The sequence below is a fragment of the Belnapia mucosa genome (genome assembly GCF_016775475.1).
GTDB classification, from domain to species: Bacteria; Pseudomonadota; Alphaproteobacteria; order Acetobacterales; family Acetobacteraceae; genus Belnapia; species Belnapia mucosa.
Window position 1 is genome coordinate 31,960 of the sequence record NZ_JAEUXJ010000018.1, and the last position, 15,047, is coordinate 47,006.

Here is a 15,047-nt window from a genome sequence, read left to right on the forward strand (position 1 = left end):
TCTCCTGAACGGAACGCTCCGTTGGGCTCGGGGGCAGGGCGGATGAGCGGTGAGCGATGAACCGGTGGCCATCCCGCCACCGCGTGACGATGCGGATGCGCAGCTCTTCCCGCGCTGGGCGACGCTCGTCGCCCGCATCGCCCTCGTCTCCCTGGTCCTGCTGCCGCTCGCCGGCCTGGGGCTGCTGATGGCGCTGCCCTATACCCCCCATGTCACCGGCCAGGGCTTCACGCCGGCCCAGCCCGTGCCCTTCAACCATGAGCACCATGTCGGCGAGCTCGGCATCGAATGCCGCTACTGCCATACCTCGGTCGAGCAGTCCCGCTTCGCCGGCCTGCCGCCCACCCATACCTGCATGAGCTGCCATTCCCAGCTCTGGACCAATGCATCGGTGCTGGAGCCGGTGCGGCGCAGCCTGGCGGAGCGCAAGCCGATCCCCTGGACGCGGGTGAATGCGCTGCCCGACTACGTCTTCTTCGACCACAGCATCCATGTGGCGAAGGGCGTCGGCTGCACCACCTGCCATGGCAATGTGGACAGCATGCCGCTGATGCGCCAGGCGGCGCCGCTGACCATGGGCTGGTGCCTCGACTGCCATCGCGACCCGACACCGCATCTGCGCCCCGCGGCCGAGGTCTTCGCCGGCCACTGGACCCCACCGGAGGACCAGGAGAAGCGGGGCGCCGCGCTGATGCGGCATTACGGCATCCGGACCGAGCATCTCAGCGACTGCTCGGTCTGCCACCGATGAGCGGCGCGGCGCTCTCCCGCCGCCAGGCGGCGCTCGGCCTGATCGCCGCGGCGCTTTCCGGCACGCTCACCGCCTGCTCCGAGCCGGAGGAGCAGATCCTTCCCTATGTCGACCAGCCGGAAAACCTCATTCCCGGCATGCCGATGCGCTTCGCCACCGCTCTGCCGCTGAACGGCTATGGGCGCGGCGTGGTCTGCACCGCCTTCGAGGGCCGGCCGGTCAAGATCGAGGGCAATCCGGCGCATCCCGCCAGCCTCGGCGCCACCGATCCCTTCGCCGAAGCGGAGCTGATGCAGCTCTATGACCCCGACCGGTCGCGCACGCCGCGCAATGGGGAGCGTGTGGCGACCTGGGAAAGCTGCCTCGCCGCCCTGCTGCCGCGGCTGGAGGCGCTGCGGGCCGGCGGCGGCGAAGGGCTGCGGCTGCTGACCGGCCCCCTCACCTCGCCGACCCTGCTGCGGCTGATCGCGGCGGCGCGGGACCGCTTCCCCCGCATGGTCTGGCATGCCCATGTCCCCATCGGCGAGGAGAATGCGCGGGCCGGCGCGACACTCGCCTTTGGCCGCCCGCTCGACCTGCTGCCGCGGCTGGACCGGGCGGAGGTGGTGCTCTGCCTCGATGCCGATCCGCTCGGCCCGGGTCCCGACCAGATCCGCAATGGCCGGGGCTTCGCGGCGCAACGCCAGGCGCGGGCCGGCGGGACGCGCTTCGGTCGGCTCTACGCGATGGAACCGGCGATCAGCCTGACCGGCGCCAATGCCGACCATCACCTGCTGGTAGGACCGGAAGAATTCCACGACCTCGCCGCCTGGCTCGCGGCCGAGCTCGGCCTGCCGGTGCCGCGGCCCGAGCTGCCGGAGGAGCGGGCCCGCTTCCTCCGCGCCGCCGCGGCGGATCTCGGCGCGCATCGCGGCGCCGCGCTGGTCCTGGCCGGAGAGGCGCTGGCGCCGGAGCTGCACGCGCTGGTGCATGCGGTGAATGCGCGGCTTGCCGCGTCGGTCGAGGCCATCGAGCCGGTGCGGCCGGAGGCTGCCTCGCTCGCCGATCTCGTCGCCGCGATGCGGGACGGGGCCTGCAACACGCTGCTGATCCTCGGCGCGAATCCCGTCTATGACGGGCCGGCCGATCTCGGCTTCGCCGAGGCGCTGAAGGGGGTGCCCCTGGCCCTGCATCACGGGATGCAGGTGGATGAGACGGCGGAGCTCTGCGCCTGGCACCTTCCGGCGCCGCATGCGCTGGAGGATTGGGGGGATCTGCGGGCGCGGGACGGCACGGCGGCGGTGGTGCAGCCGCTGATCCGCCCGCTCTATGCCACCCGCCCGGTCGCGACGCTGTTGGGCCTGCTGCTCGGCCGGCTCGATCTCGGCGCGCATGAAGCGGTGCGCGAGACCTGGCGCGGCGACCGCACGCCGGAGGCGTTCGAGCCCTGGTGGCGCCGGGCCCTGCATGACGGGCTGATCGCCGACAGCGCCGCCCCGCGCCTCCCCCTGCCGGAGCCACGCCTGCCGGCACTGCCGCCTGCCCCGCCCCCGCCGGCCGGGCTGACCCTGGTGCTGCGGCCCGATGCCTCGGCCTGGGATGGCGGCTTCGCCAACAACGCCTGGCTGCAGGAATGCCCGCGGCCGCTGACCCGGCAGGTCTGGGGCAATGCCGCGCTGGTGGCGCCCGAGGACGCGGCGCGCCATGGCATGGTAGCAGGTGATCTGGTGCGGCTCGATCTCGGCGGGGCGAGCCTGGAGGTCGCGCTGCTGCCGCAGGCCGGCATCGCCCCGGGGGTCGTTGCCCTGACGCTCGGCTATGGCCGGCGGCGGGCCGGCGCCATCGGCACCGGGATCGGCGCCGATGCCTATCGGCTGCGGCCGAGGGCTGCGCCCTGGACCGCGACGGGCCTCCGCCTCTCCCCGACCGGCCGCCGCGCTCCACCGGTGCTGGCGCAGGAACAGCAGCGGCTGGAGGGCGAGGCGCGGGAGTTGCTGCCGATCGTCCCTCTCGGTGAGGCGCTGCGGCCCGCCGCCGAGGAGACGCCGCCGAGCTTCTACCCGGAGCCGCGCCGCGACAGCCCGGCCTGGGCCATGGCCATCGACACCACGCTCTGCATCGGCTGCAACGCCTGCGTCGTAGCCTGCCAGGCGGAGAACAACGTCCCCGTGGTCGGGCCGGAGGAGATGGCACGCGGCCGCGACATGCACTGGCTGCGGATCGACACCTATGAGCAGGATGCGGGAATCGGCTTCCAGCCCGTGCCCTGCATGCATTGCGAGGAAGCGCCTTGCGAGCCGGTCTGCCCCGTCGCTGCCTCGGTCCATGACCATGAGGGGCTGAACGTCCAGGTCTATAACCGCTGCATCGGCACGCGCTTCTGCCAGGCGAACTGCCCCTACAAGGTGCGGCGCTTCAATTGGTACGGCTATGCCGACGGGCAGGAATACCGGAACCAGGGCGAGCCGGTGGTCGCGGCGCGCCACAACCCTGAAGTCACGGTGCGCGCCCGCGGCGTGATGGAGAAATGCACCTACTGCGTGCAGCGCATCAGCACCGCCCGCCGCGCTGCCGAGAAGGAAGGCCGCGCCATTGCCGATGGCGAGGTGGTCACCGCCTGCCAGGCCGCCTGCCCGACGCATGCCATCACCTTCGGCGACCTGGCCCGGCCGGATTCCGCGCCATCGCGCCTCCGGCGGGAGCCGCAGCACTATGCCCTGCTCGGCCATCTCGGCACCCGGCCGCGCACCACCTACCTCAAACGCGTCCGCAACCCGAATCCGGCGCTGGAGGAGGGCACATGAGCGGGGCGACGCAGGAAGCCGGCCTGCCGCCCGCGGCGCGCTATGCCGAGATGGTCTCGCTGGTCGCCGATCCGGTGCTGGAACGCCGCGTCGGACGACCCTGGTGGATCGCCTTCCTCGCGGCGCTCGCCGTCACCCTCGGCTTCGGCCTCTGCCTCGCCTGGCTCTTCGTCGAGGGCATCGGCATCTATGGCAACAACAGCACCGTGGTCTGGGGCTTCCCGATCGCGAACTATGTCTGGTGGATCGGCATCGGCAATGCGGGGACGCTGATCTCCGCCCTGCTGCTGCTGACGCGGCAGGGCTGGCGCTCCTCCATCAACCGCTTTGCCGAGGCGATGACGCTCTTCGCCGCCGGCATCGCCGGGCTGTTTCCCATCCTGCATCTCGGGCGGCCCTATCTGGCCTATTGGCTGGCGCCCTATCCGAACACCATGAATCTCTGGCCGCAATGGCGCAGCGCCCTGGTCTGGGACTTCGCCGCCATCGGCACCTACATCCTCTTCTCGCTGCTGTTCTGGTATCTCGGCCTGATCCCCGACCTCGCCACCATGCGCGACCGGGCGCGCAGCCGCGGCGCGAAGCTGATCTATGGCGTGCTCGCCTTCGGCTGGCGCGGCTCCGCCCGGCACTGGCAGCGGCATGACGCAGTCTACAAGGCGATGGCGGCGCTGGCCGTGCCGCTGGTCGTCTCGGTCCATAGCGTGGTCGGGCTGGATTTCGCCGCCAGCCTGATGCCCGGATGGCAGGAGACGATCTTTCCGCCCTATTTCGTCGTCGGCGCGCTCTTCTCCGGCTTCGCCATGGTGGTGACACTGGCGGTGATCCTGCGCTGGGGCCTCGGCCTGCAGGCGATCATCAACGAACGGCATTTCGATGTCATGGCGAAGATCATCCTCGCCGGCGCCATCGCCATGGGTCTCTCCTACCTGACCGAATGGTTCATGGGCTGGTACAGTGGGGAGCATGAGGAGCGGTCATTCCTCTCCTTCCAGTTCACCGGCGACTACGCGCCATTCTACTACGCCATGCTCGCCTGCAACGTGCTGGCGCCGCAGTTGTTCTGGTTCCGCGCCTGCCGGCAACGGGTGCTGCCGCTGCTCGGGGTCTGCATCCTGGTCAATATCGGCATGTGGCTGGAGCGCATTCTCATCATCTGGAACACGCTCTCGCATGGCCATCTGCCGGCCATGCGGCGGCTGTTCCACCCGACCTTCTGGGACTGGGCGACGCTCGTTGGGTCCTTCGGCCTCTTCGCCCTGCTCTTCCTCGTCTTCGTGCGGCTGCTGCCGGCGGTCGCGATGCATGACGTCAACAAGGAGCTGCGGGCCGAGAAGGAGGCGGCGGCATGAGCGAGGTGCCAATGCTGCTGGCCGAATTCGCCGATCCGCAGACGCTGCTGGATGCCGCGCGCCGGGTGCGGGATGCCGGCTGGCAGGGGCGCGACGCGCATGTCCCCTTCGCCATCGAGGAATTGCCGGAAGCGCTCGGCCTCGGTTCCACCCCGATCCGCCCGATCATGGCGGCGGGCGGGCTGCTCTCCGGTGCCTTCGCCTATGGGCTGCAATGGTACAGCGCGGTCGTCGACTACCCCTACAACTCCGGCGGCCGGCCGCTGCATAGCTGGCCCGCCTTCCTGGTCCCAACCTTCGAGGCGGTGATCCTGGGCGCCACCCTGGCAGGCGTCGTCGCTTTCCTCGTCTCCACCGGCCTGCCGCGGCTGCACCATCCGGCCTTCGCCGCGCATGGCTTCGCCCGGGCCAGCCAGGACCGCTTCTTCCTCGCCGTCGCGGATCCGGAGGTGGATGCGGCGCGCTTCGCTGCGAAGCTCGATGGCCTCGCCCCGCTCTCGATCCGGCAGGTGGGCTGATGCGCGCCGCGCCGCTCCTCCTCTCGCTGCTCCTCCTGCCCGGCTGCAAGCAGGAAATGAAGCAGCAGCGCCGGCTGGACACCTATGAGCGCTCCTCGCTCTGGCCCGACGGCACCACCGCGCGGCCGCTGCCCGAGGGCGTGGTCGCCCGCGGCGACCTGGCGCGCGACGCCGCCGCCGCCACGCCGCCCGAGGTCACGCCGGCCCTGCTGGCGCGCGGGCAGGAGCGCTACGGGATCTACTGCGCCCCCTGCCACGGCCCGGCCGGGGATGGCGACGGCATGATCCCCCGCCGCGGCTTCCCCCGCCCACCCAGCTACCATACCGACCGGCTGCGGGCGGCGCCGGCGCCCTATGTCTATGACGTCATCACCCGCGGCTATGGCGTGATGTATGGCTATGCCACGCGGGTGGCGCCGGCCGATCGCTGGGCGATCATCGCCTATATCCGGGCGCTGCAACTCTCCCGCAGCGTTGCCCTGGCCGAGGTGCCGGATGCGCGGGAGCGCCTGCCATGAGCCTGCAGGACTGGCTCCGCGCCCATGCTGGAAGGGTCTTCCTCGGCGGCGCGCTCGGCGCCGCGCTGCTGCTGGCCTGGGGCTTGCTGGCGCCGGGGCTGGCCCTGGCCGGCTGGCTGACCGGCCTGCTGTTCTGGCTCGGCATCGCGCTCGGTGCCTATGCGCTGCTGGCGGTGCATGCGCTGACCGGCGGGCGGTGGCTGGCGCCGCTCTTCCCCGTGCTGGCGCCGGCGGTGGCGACGTTGCCGGTCTTCGCCCTGCTCGCCCTACCGCTGCTGCTGGATGCCGCCGCGCTCTGGCCCTGGATCATCGAGCCTGTCGGCATCAAGCCGGATGTGGCGCGGCTCTGGCTCAACCTGCCCGGCCTCGTACTGCGCAGCGTGCTGGCGCTGCTGGGTTGGTCGGTCTTCGGCCTGCTGCTGGTCGGCGGTGGCGCTAGGCGGCCGGGCATCGGCGCGCCGGCGCTGATCCTGCATGCGGTCGCCGTCACCCTGCTAGGCCTCGACTGGATCCTGGCGCTGGAGCCGCCCTTCCGCTCCACCGCCTTCCCGATGTGGCTCGGCGTGACGCAGGTGCTCGCCGCCCTGGCCTGGGCCGCGCTGCTGCGGCCGGAGCCTCGCGGCGGCCAGGGCAAGGCGGGCGACCTCGCCGGGCTGCTGCTCGCCGCCGCGCTCGGCGCCGCCTATCTGGGGTTCGCGCAGTATCTCGTCGCCTGGTATGGCAACCTGAAGCCGCGGGCGGACTGGTACCTGCCGCGGCAGGAGATGCCCTGGCTGTTGCTGGAACTCGGCGCCATTGCCGCCAGCGCCCTTCTGCCCGTGCTCGGCCTGCTGCCGGCCCGCCTGCGGCGCAGCCCGCGGGCGCTGGCCTGGATCGGCGGCGGGGTGCTGGCCGGCATCCTGCTGCACATGTCCTGGCTGGTCGGGCCGCGCTTCGGGCCCTGGATGCTGCCGGCCGCTGCGCTCGGAACCTTCGCCATCGGCGGGCTCTGGCTCGGCCTAGCCGGCGGTCCCTTCGCCGCCAGGTTGAGACGGGAGGTGCCGCATGGCGCCTGAGACCCCGCTGGAGGAACAGCGCCAGACCGCCGATCTCGACACCCGCTGGATCGTCATCGTCGCCGCCGGCACGCTGCTGCTGGTCGGTGCCACGCTCGGCTTGGTCTGGCTGTTCGAGCGTGTGGCCGGCGTCCATGGCGCGGAGGTCATCCCGCCCGCCGCCTTCGCCCCGCCGCGACTGCAGAGCGACCCGGCCGGCGATTTCCGCGCCTATCAGGCGGAGCAGCGCGCCCGGCTGGAGGCCTATGGCTGGGCCGACCGCGAGCGCGGGCTGGTCCGGATCCCGATCGAGCGGGCGATGGGGATGATCGCCACCCGCGGCGCGGGGGCCTATGACCCGCTCGACCCGCCGCGCCGGCCGGACCCGCGCCGATGACCCGCCGCGGCCTGGCTGGCTTGCTGGCCCTGCTGCCCACCGCTGCCCGGGCGGAGGCGCCGGAGTTCGCCCCGCCGCCTGGCGCGGCGCTGCCGCTGTCCCTGGCGCTACGCGACTCTGCCGATCGGCCTGTGACCCTCGGCGAGGCGCTGGACGGGTTGCCGGCCGTCTTTGCCTTCGCCGATTACGGCTGCACGACGCTCTGCGGCACGGCGATTGGACTGGCCGCCGCGATGCTACCCTCCACCGGGCTGGTGCCGGGCCGGGACTACCGCCTCCTCGTGCTGGGCCTCGACCCCGCCGACGACCCGGCCGCCGCCGAGGCCATGCGGCGCGCTTGGCTCGGCGAGAGCGGGGCGCTGGCCGAAACCTCCCGCTTCCTGCTCGGCAGCGCATCGGCAGTGACGGCGGCGACGGCCGCGCTCGGCTTTCAGGCGGTGCGGCAGGGCGATGGCTTCGACCACCCGCTAGCGCTCTTCGTGCTGCGGCCAGACGGGCATCTTGCCGCCGCCCTCCCCGCCCTCGGCGCCGAGCCGGAGGAGGTGCGGGCGGCGCTGCGTGGGGTGCCGGGCCTCATTGCGCGGGTGCGGCTGGTCTGCGCCGCCGCGACCGGCCATGCCAGCCTGCTCGGCCCGATGCTGGCGACCGGCGGTGCGGCGACGCTCGGGCTGATGGCCGGCGGGTTCCTGCTGCTGCGGCGGCTGGAGCGGCGGGCGTGAACGGCTTCTCGCTCTGGCCACCGACCGCCTCCGAACAGGCAGCGCGGATCGACAGCCTGTTCATCGGCCTGCTGGTCGTCGCCGGCGCCATCCTGCTGCTCGTCGCCATGCTGCTGCTGGTCTTCTCCATCCGCTACCGGCGCGGCTCCAGCGCAAGGCGGGGGGAACTGCCGGAATTCCTCCGCCGCGATGTGGAACTGGGTTGGACCGCGGCGACGCTCTTCCTTGCCATCTTCCTCTTCTGGTGGGCGGGGGCGACCCAGCTCCGCGCCAGCGACGCGCCGCCCAATGCGCTGGAGGTGCATGTCGTCGCCAAGCAATGGATGTGGAAGGCGCGCCACCCGAACGGCGCGCGGGAGATCAACGCCCTGCATGTCCCGCGCGGGGAAGCGGTGCGGCTGGTGATGACCTCGCAGGACGTGATCCACAGCTTCTTCGTGCCCGCCTTCCGGGTGAAGCAGGACGTGGTGCCCGGCCGCTTCACCCATATGTGGTTCCGCGCCACCAAGCCCGGGACCTACCATCTGTTCTGCGCCGAATTCTGCGGCACCGAGCACGCCACCATGGGCGGCACCGTCACGGTGATGGAGCCGGAGGACTACGCGCGCTGGGCCACCGCCCAGCCGCAGGAACAGGACCTGCCGGGCGAGGGCGCCGCGCTCTTTGTCTCGCTCGGCTGCTCAGGGTGCCATGCGCCCTCCGCCGCGGTGCATGCGCCGAGCCTGCAAGGGATCTATGGCCGGATGGTGAACCTCGCGGATGGCCGGACGGTGCGGGCGGATGCGGCCTATCTCCGGGATTCGATCCTGCTGCCGAAGCGCGACCTGGTCGCGGGCTACGAGCCCATCATGCCGTCCTTTGAGGGGCTGGTGGATGAGGGCGACCTGCAGAGCCTGCTCGCCTATCTCGAATCCCTGCGCGGGGAGATATCCCGATGAGCGGCCTCACGGCGGAACGCGCCATCCCGGACCGGCCCGGGCGGGCGGAGAACTACCTGACGGCCGAGACCGGCCTCGCCTCCTGGCTGCTGACGACCGACCACAAGCGGATCGGCCTGCTCTACATGGCGGCCATCACCGTCTTCTTCTTCCTGGGCGGCGCCGCGGCCTTCCTTCTTCGGCTGGAGCTCTTCACGCCGGAGGGTGACCTGCTCTCGGCCGATTCCTACAACCGCGCCTTCACCTTCCATGGCGTGGTGATGGTGTGGTTCTTCCTGATTCCCTCCATCCCCAACATCCTCGGCAATTTCATGCTGCCGCTGATGATCGGGGCGAAGGACCTGGCCTTTCCGCGGCTCAACCTCATCAGCTGGTACATCTTCGTCGCCGCCGGATTGATCGCGGTCTACACGCTGGTCTCGGGCGGCGTGGATACCGGCTGGACCTTCTACACGCCGCTGACGACGGCCTTCTCCAACGGCAACGTCCTGGCCGCCGCGGCGGCGGTCTTCGTCGCCGGCTTCTCGACCATCGCCACGGCGGTGAATTTCATCGCGACCGTCCATCTGCTGCGCGCGCCGGGCCTCACCTGGTTCCGCCTGCCGCTGTTTGTCTGGGCGATCTATGCGACCAGCATCGTGATGGTGCTGGCCACACCGGTGCTGGCCATGGTGCTGCTGCTGATCTCGGCCGAGCGCGCCTTTGGCATCCCGATCTTCGACCCGCTGCGGGGCGGCGACCCGATCCTGTTCCAGCACCTGTTCTGGTTCTACAGCCACCCTGCCGTCTACATCATGATCCTCCCCTCCTTCGGGGTGATCTCGGAGGTTGTCACCTGCTACGCACGGCGGCGGGTCTTCGGCTACAGCTTCATGGTCTATGCGCTGCTCTGGATCGCGCTGGTCGGCTTCCTGGTCTGGGGCCACCACATGTTCGTCTCCGGCCAGTCGCTCTTCGCCAACCTGGTCTTCTCCTTCCTGTCCTTCGTCGTCGCGGTGCCCTCGGCGATCAAGGTCTTCAACTGGACGGCCACGCTGTATCGCGGCCAGATCGTCTTCGATGCGCCGATGATCTATGCGCTGGGCTTCATCGGCCTCTTCACCATCGGCGGGCTCACCGGCCTCTTCCTCGCCTCGGTGCCGGTCGATATCCATGTGACCGACACCTATTTCGTCGTGGCCCACTTCCACTACATCATGGTCGGCGGCGCGGTCTCGGCGCTCTATGGCGGGCTCAGCTACTGGTGGCCGAAGATCACCGGGCGGATGTATCCGGAAGCCTGGGCACGCTTCGCCGCGGTGATGATGTTCTTCGGTTTCGGCTTCACCTTCTTCCCCATGTTCATCATGGGCTTCCTCGGCATGCCGCGGCGCTACCATGTCTATCCGCAGGAATTCCAGGTCTGGCACGTCCTCGCCTCCGGCGGCGCGCTGATCCTCGCCGTCGCCTATCTGCTACCGATGGGCTATCTCGCCTGGTCGCTGATCTGGGGCCGGCGGGCCATCGCCAATCCCTGGGGCGCGACGGGCCTCGAATGGCAGACCAGCTCCCCGCCGCCGACCGAGAATTTCGACACGCCGCCGGTCGTCGTCCAGGGCCCCTACAACTACCACCCCGAGCATGAGGGCCCGCCCGCGATGGACCGCGAGCCGCACAGCCCGCAGGGTGGCCAGCCGGTATGAGCGAGGCCGCGCTCCACAAGCCCTGGCGCAGCCTGCGGCGGCAGCGGGAGGCGGCGGAATTCGGCCTCTGGGTCTTCCTCGCCAGCGAGGTGATGTTCTTCGCCTGCGCCCTCACTGGCTATGCCGTCAACCGCGTGCTCTGGCCCGAGGCCTTCGCCGCCGCGGCGCGCGAGACCAATGTGCTGTACGGCACCATCAATACCGGCATCCTGCTCACCAGCAGCCTCACCATGGCGGTGGCGGCCGAGAGCGCCCGCGCCGGGCTGCGGCGCCTGACGCTGGTCTGCCTCGGCGTGACCATCGCCTTCGGCCTCGCCTTCCTCATGGTGAAGGGGCTGGAATATGCCGAGGATATCGAGAAGCACCTGGTTCCCGGCCCTGGCTTCCGGCTGGACCAGCCGGCGGCACAGATCTTCTTCGCCTTCTACTGGCTGCTGACGGCGGTGCATGCGCTGCACATGACGATCGGCCTCTGCCTGGTCGGCACGCTGCTGGCGCAGGCCTGGCGCGGCAGCCGGCCGCTCTCGAGCCCGGCCTTCGAGGCGGCTGGCCTCTACTGGCATTTCGTCGATCTGGTCTGGATCTTCCTCTACCCGCTGCTCTACCTGGCGGGGCGCTCGTGACCGGGCTCGGCGAGGATGTGCCGCTGACGGCGGGCGCGATCTGGCGGCGGACGCTACCGGTCTGGGCGGCGCTGATACTGCTGCTCGGCGCGACGCTCGGCCTCGCCTATGTGCCGCTCGGGCGGTTCGCCACCGCCACCGCGCTCGGCATCGCGGTGGTGAAGGGGGGGCTGGTGATGCTGTTCTTCATGCAGCTCCGCAAGCCGGACCCGCTGCTGCGTCTTGCCGCCTCGACGGCGCTGTTCTTCGTCGCCTTCCTGCTGATCCTGACCTTCGCCGATGTGCTGACGCGCTCGGCGCCTTCCCAGCCGGGCACGGTCATGCCGCGCAGCCAGCCGGAACTGCCGGCCACCGGGCAGCGGGGCTTCTGATGGATGCGCTCGTCCCGCCGCGACGGCCGCCCGCCATCGGCCGCCTCCTCGCCCTGCCCGCCGCCCGGGCGCTGGTGGAACGGCATGGCCGGCCGCTGGTGGTGGAGGCGCTGCGTGCCGCCGCCGCCTCCTTCCGCGCCGGGGAGGAAGCGCCGATCCTCGCCGCCGCCGAGGCCTGGCTCGACCACCACACGCGCGGCCCGCGCCGGGTGCTGAACCTGACGGGGACGGTGCTGCACACCAATCTCGGCCGCGCCCCGCTGCCGGAGGCGGCGCTCGCCGCCATGGCGGAAGCCGCCGGCGCCACCGACCTCGAATTCGACCTGGAGGCCGGCAGTCGCGGCGAGCGCGACGCACATTGCGAAGCGCTCCTTTGCCACCTCACCGGCGCCGAGGCGGCGCTGCTCGTCAACAACAATGCCGCCGCCGTGCTGCTGCTGCTGCGCGCCCTCGCCCCGCGGCGGGAGGTGGTGGTCTCGCGCGGCGAGCTGGTCGAGATCGGCGGCGCCTTCCGCATCCCCGACATCATGCGCGAGGCCGGCTGCCGGCTGCGCGAGGTCGGCACCACCAACCGCACCCATCCGCGCGACTATGCCGAGGCGATCGGCCCGCGCACCGCGCTGCTGATGAAGGTCCATCGCAGCAACTACGCCATCGAGGGCTTCACCGCCGAGGTCGCCGAGGCCGAGCTGGCCGGCATCGCGCATGCGCAGGGCCTGCCGATGGTGGTCGATCTCGGCAGCGGCAGCCTGCACGACCTGGCGCGCTGGGGCCTGCCGCGGGAGCCGACGGTGCGGGAGGCGATCGCGGCCGGGGCCGATCTCGTCACCTTCAGCGGCGACAAGCTGCTGGGCGGGCCGCAGGCCGGGCTGGTGGTGGGCCGGGCCGATCTGGTGGCGAAGCTGCGGCGGCATCCGCTGAAACGCGCGCTGCGCCTCGACAAGACCACCATCGCCGCGCTCGCCGCCGTGCTGCGCCTCCAGGCCGATCCCGACCGTCTGGCCGAGCGCCTGCCCGCGCTGCGCCTGCTGCGGCGGCCGCAGGCGGAGATCGCGGCCCTGGCCGAGCAACTGCGTCCTGCCCTGGCCGCCGCGCTGGAGGGTCAGGCCGTGGTCTCAGTCGAGCCCTGCGAGAGCCAGATCGGCAGCGGCGCCCGGCCCAGCGACCGGCTACCGAGCGCCGCGCTCTGCCTCCGCCCGCGCCGCGGCCTCACCGCCGAGGCCCTGGCCACGGCGCTGCGGCGCCTGCCGGTGCCGGTGATTGGCCGGGTCGCCCGCGGCGCCGTGCTGCTCGACCTCCGCTGCCTGGAGGATGCGGAGGGGTTCGCAGCGCAGCTCCCGCTGCTGGCGCCATGACGGCGCTGGCGGTCGGGGTCATGGGCCATGTCGATCATGGCAAGACGGCGCTGGTCCGGGCGCTGACCGGCACCGAAACCGACCGGCTGCCGGAGGAGCGGGCGCGCGGCATCTCCATCGCCCTCGGCTTCGCCCTGCTGCGGGCGGAAGGGGCCGAGATCGACCTGATCGACATGCCGGGGCATGAGCGCTTCCTCCGCACCATGGTCGCCGGCGCCGCCGGCATCGGCGCCGCGCTGGTGGTGGTCTCGGCGCTGGAGGGGCCGCGGGCGCAGACGCGGGAGCATCTGGAGATCGCCGGCCTGCTCGGGCTGCGGCACGCGGTCATCGCCCTCTCCTTCTGCGACCGCGCCGGGCCGGAGGCGATCCGGGCGGCGGGCGCGGAGGCGGCGGCTTTGGCCGAGGCGGCTGGCTTCCTGCCACCCGCCGTCATCCCGACTTCCGCCGTCACCGGCCTGGGCGGGGCGTCGCTGGCCGAGGCGTTGCTCGCCCTGGCCCGCCGGGTGCCGCCGCCGGCCGATACCGGCCTGGCGCAGCTGCCGGTGGACCGCGCCTTCGCCCTGCCCGGGATCGGCCCGGTGGTGACGGGCACGCTGCGCCGCGGCCGCCTCGCGGTGGGGGAGGAGGTGGAGCTGCAGCCCGGCGGGCTGCGGGCGCGGGTGCGCGGCTTGCAGATGCATGGGCGGTCCGTCCCCGCCGCGCCGCCCGGCCGCCGCCTCGCAGTGGCGCTGCGCGGGGTGGAGCTGGGCGAGCTGCGGCGCGGCCTGGTCCTCGCCAGCCCCGGCGTGATCCGCCCGGGCGAATGGCTGGATGCGCGGCTGAGCCTCCTGCCCTCGGCGCCGGGGCCGCTGGCGGATGGGGCGGGGCTGCGGCTGCTCTCGGGCACGACGGAGGTGGCGGCGCGGCTCCGCCTGCCGGATGGCGGGGCGCTGGCACCGGGCGCGACCGCCCTGGTTCAGCTCCGCTGTGAACCGCCGCTACCGGCCATGGCCGGCGACGGTTTCATCCTCCGCATCGCCTCGCCGGCCCTCAGCATCGGCGGCGGCACCATCCTCGACCCCGGCGCCACGCGGCGGCACCGCACCAACCGCGCCGCCTGGCCCCGGCTGGAGGCCGCGGCGGCCGGCGACTGGGCCGCGGCCACGGCGCTGCTGCTGCGCGAGGCGGCAGCCACCCCGCGCGCGCTGGTGCCGCGGCTCGGCCATCCGGCGGCGCGGCTGCGGGCCTGGGCGCTGGCGGCCGGCGCGCGGGAGCTGCCCGATGGCAGCCTGCTGCATCCCGAGCGCTGGGATGCGCTGCGGGTGGCGCTGCGCGAGGCGCTCGATGCCTTCCATGCCGCGCATCCGCTGGAAGCGGGCATGCGGCCGGAGGGGCTGCCGCCCGGCCTCACCGAACCCGTCCTCGCCGCGCTGCTGGCCGAAGGCGCCGCCGAGCGCGTCGGCGCGCTGTTCCGCACCCCCGGCTTCGACCCGGCCCGCGCCATGGCCGGCGATGCGCGGAAGATGGCGCTCGGCCTCGCCGCGCTGTTCCGCCGCGCCGGCCTCCAGCCGCCCGATCCGGCCGAGCTGGCGGGGGGCGATCCGCGGCGGCAGGCGGCGCTGCGCTTCCTGGTCGGGCGCGGCATCCTGGTCCGCACCGTGGACGCGGTGCAGCGCCGCACCATCCTGTTCCACCGCGAGGCTGTGGAGGCGGCGAAGCGCCGCCTCGCCGAGGGGCTGGCGCGCCCCGGAGGCTTCACCGCCGGCGAGGCCGGGGCGCTGCTCGGCATCTCGCGCAAATATGGCATCCCGCTGCTGGAGCATCTGGACGCCATCCGCTTCACCAGGCGCCAGGGCGACCGGCGCTTCCTCGACCGTGATGCGCGCCCGGCCGCACCGGCGACGGAGCTGGCGCGTTGAGCCGGATGGAGGCGTCCTGGGCCTGGTGGCCCTCCCGGTCTTCAAAACCGGCGGCACGCCAACCGCGTGCGGCGGGTTCGATTCCCGTCCGCCTCCGCCAAATGCTGC

14 protein-coding genes and 1 tRNA gene are annotated in these 15,047 nt (G+C 72.3%); all 15 read left to right on the forward strand.

What is annotated here, in order from left to right; all coding sequences use genetic code 11:
• The first annotated feature begins 49 nt into the window (after positions 1-49).
• The 15 genes from JMJ55_RS25650 to JMJ55_RS25720 all read left to right on the forward strand — a co-directional run bounded on the left by JMJ55_RS25650 (position 50) and on the right by JMJ55_RS25720 (position 15,039).
• Positions 50-751 carry a cytochrome c3 family protein gene (locus JMJ55_RS25650; RefSeq protein WP_328702778.1) on the forward strand — a complete coding sequence of 234 codons (702 nt, stop codon included), beginning with the start codon at positions 50-52 and terminating at the stop codon, positions 749-751.
• Positions 748-3,534, forward strand: coding sequence for a 4Fe-4S dicluster domain-containing protein (locus JMJ55_RS25655; protein ID WP_202828468.1), 2,787 nt, complete (start codon positions 748-750; stop codon positions 3,532-3,534). Before JMJ55_RS25650 ends, JMJ55_RS25655 begins: the two co-directional genes overlap by 4 nt.
• The gene (gene nrfD / locus JMJ55_RS25660; protein WP_202828469.1) at positions 3,531-4,886 is read left to right on the forward strand and encodes an NrfD/PsrC family molybdoenzyme membrane anchor subunit; all 1,356 of its coding nucleotides are present in this window, start codon (positions 3,531-3,533) and stop codon (positions 4,884-4,886) included. Before JMJ55_RS25655 ends, nrfD begins: the two co-directional genes overlap by 4 nt.
• A complete protein-coding gene (locus JMJ55_RS25665) occupies positions 4,883-5,404 on the forward strand; it encodes a DUF3341 domain-containing protein (protein WP_202828470.1) in 522 nt (173 codons plus the stop codon). The genes nrfD and JMJ55_RS25665 overlap by 4 nt, the downstream gene beginning before the upstream one ends.
• Positions 5,404-5,922, forward strand: coding sequence for a c-type cytochrome (locus JMJ55_RS25670; protein WP_202828471.1), 519 nt, complete (start codon positions 5,404-5,406; stop codon positions 5,920-5,922). The genes JMJ55_RS25665 and JMJ55_RS25670 overlap by 1 nt, the downstream gene beginning before the upstream one ends.
• Positions 5,919-6,977: a hypothetical protein gene (locus JMJ55_RS25675; protein ID WP_202828472.1), complete on the forward strand. Its 1,059-nt coding sequence runs from the start codon at positions 5,919-5,921 to the stop codon at positions 6,975-6,977. Before JMJ55_RS25670 ends, JMJ55_RS25675 begins: the two co-directional genes overlap by 4 nt.
• Positions 6,967-7,353 (forward strand): hypothetical protein, encoded by a 387-nt coding sequence (locus JMJ55_RS25680; RefSeq protein ID WP_202828473.1) that lies wholly within the window; start codon positions 6,967-6,969, stop codon positions 7,351-7,353. Before JMJ55_RS25675 ends, JMJ55_RS25680 begins: the two co-directional genes overlap by 11 nt.
• Positions 7,350-8,072 carry a hypothetical protein gene (locus tag JMJ55_RS25685; protein ID WP_202828474.1) on the forward strand — a complete coding sequence of 241 codons (723 nt, stop codon included), beginning with the start codon at positions 7,350-7,352 and terminating at the stop codon, positions 8,070-8,072. Before JMJ55_RS25680 ends, JMJ55_RS25685 begins: the two co-directional genes overlap by 4 nt.
• On the forward strand, positions 8,069-9,010 hold the full coding sequence (coxB, locus tag JMJ55_RS31985; RefSeq protein ID WP_202828475.1) for a cytochrome c oxidase subunit II: 942 nt from the start codon (positions 8,069-8,071) through the stop codon (positions 9,008-9,010). Before JMJ55_RS25685 ends, coxB begins: the two co-directional genes overlap by 4 nt.
• Complete coding sequence (locus JMJ55_RS25695; RefSeq protein ID WP_202828476.1) at positions 9,007-10,692, forward strand: cytochrome c oxidase subunit I; 1,686 nt, start codon at positions 9,007-9,009, stop codon at positions 10,690-10,692. The genes coxB and JMJ55_RS25695 overlap by 4 nt, the downstream gene beginning before the upstream one ends.
• Entirely contained in the window at positions 10,689-11,315 is a 627-nt protein-coding gene (locus JMJ55_RS25700; protein ID WP_202828477.1) for a cytochrome c oxidase subunit 3, read from the forward strand. The genes JMJ55_RS25695 and JMJ55_RS25700 overlap by 4 nt, the downstream gene beginning before the upstream one ends.
• Positions 11,312-11,686, forward strand: coding sequence for a cytochrome C oxidase subunit IV family protein (locus JMJ55_RS25705; RefSeq protein ID WP_202828478.1), 375 nt, complete (start codon positions 11,312-11,314; stop codon positions 11,684-11,686). Before JMJ55_RS25700 ends, JMJ55_RS25705 begins: the two co-directional genes overlap by 4 nt.
• Positions 11,686-13,041: an L-seryl-tRNA(Sec) selenium transferase gene (gene selA, locus JMJ55_RS25710; protein ID WP_202828479.1), complete on the forward strand. Its 1,356-nt coding sequence runs from the start codon at positions 11,686-11,688 to the stop codon at positions 13,039-13,041. The genes JMJ55_RS25705 and selA overlap by 1 nt, the downstream gene beginning before the upstream one ends.
• The gene (gene selB / locus JMJ55_RS25715; protein ID WP_202828480.1) at positions 13,038-14,939 is read left to right on the forward strand and encodes a selenocysteine-specific translation elongation factor; all 1,902 of its coding nucleotides are present in this window, start codon (positions 13,038-13,040) and stop codon (positions 14,937-14,939) included. Before selA ends, selB begins: the two co-directional genes overlap by 4 nt.
• A gap of 7 nt (positions 14,940-14,946) precedes the next feature.
• Positions 14,947-15,039, forward strand: a tRNA-Sec gene (locus tag JMJ55_RS25720).
• Positions 15,040-15,047 lie beyond the last annotated feature (8 nt).

Coding starts and splice junctions, on each gene's coding strand:
- JMJ55_RS25655 (WP_202828468.1), top strand. CDS start 748: ATGAGCGGCGCGGCGCTCTCCCGCCGCCAGGCGGCGCTCGGCCTGATC.
- nrfD (WP_202828469.1), top strand. CDS start 3,531: ATGAGCGGGGCGACGCAGGAAGCCGGCCTGCCGCCCGCGGCGCGCTAT.
- JMJ55_RS25665 (WP_202828470.1), top strand. CDS start 4,883: ATGAGCGAGGTGCCAATGCTGCTGGCCGAATTCGCCGATCCGCAGACG.
- JMJ55_RS25670 (WP_202828471.1), top strand. CDS start 5,404: ATGCGCGCCGCGCCGCTCCTCCTCTCGCTGCTCCTCCTGCCCGGCTGC.
- JMJ55_RS25675 (WP_202828472.1), top strand. CDS start 5,919: ATGAGCCTGCAGGACTGGCTCCGCGCCCATGCTGGAAGGGTCTTCCTC.
- JMJ55_RS25680 (WP_202828473.1), top strand. CDS start 6,967: ATGGCGCCTGAGACCCCGCTGGAGGAACAGCGCCAGACCGCCGATCTC.
- JMJ55_RS25685 (WP_202828474.1), top strand. CDS start 7,350: ATGACCCGCCGCGGCCTGGCTGGCTTGCTGGCCCTGCTGCCCACCGCT.
- JMJ55_RS25695 (WP_202828476.1), top strand. CDS start 9,007: ATGAGCGGCCTCACGGCGGAACGCGCCATCCCGGACCGGCCCGGGCGG.
- JMJ55_RS25700 (WP_202828477.1), top strand. CDS start 10,689: ATGAGCGAGGCCGCGCTCCACAAGCCCTGGCGCAGCCTGCGGCGGCAG.
- selA (WP_202828479.1), top strand. CDS start 11,686: ATGGATGCGCTCGTCCCGCCGCGACGGCCGCCCGCCATCGGCCGCCTC.
- selB (WP_202828480.1), top strand. CDS start 13,038: ATGACGGCGCTGGCGGTCGGGGTCATGGGCCATGTCGATCATGGCAAG.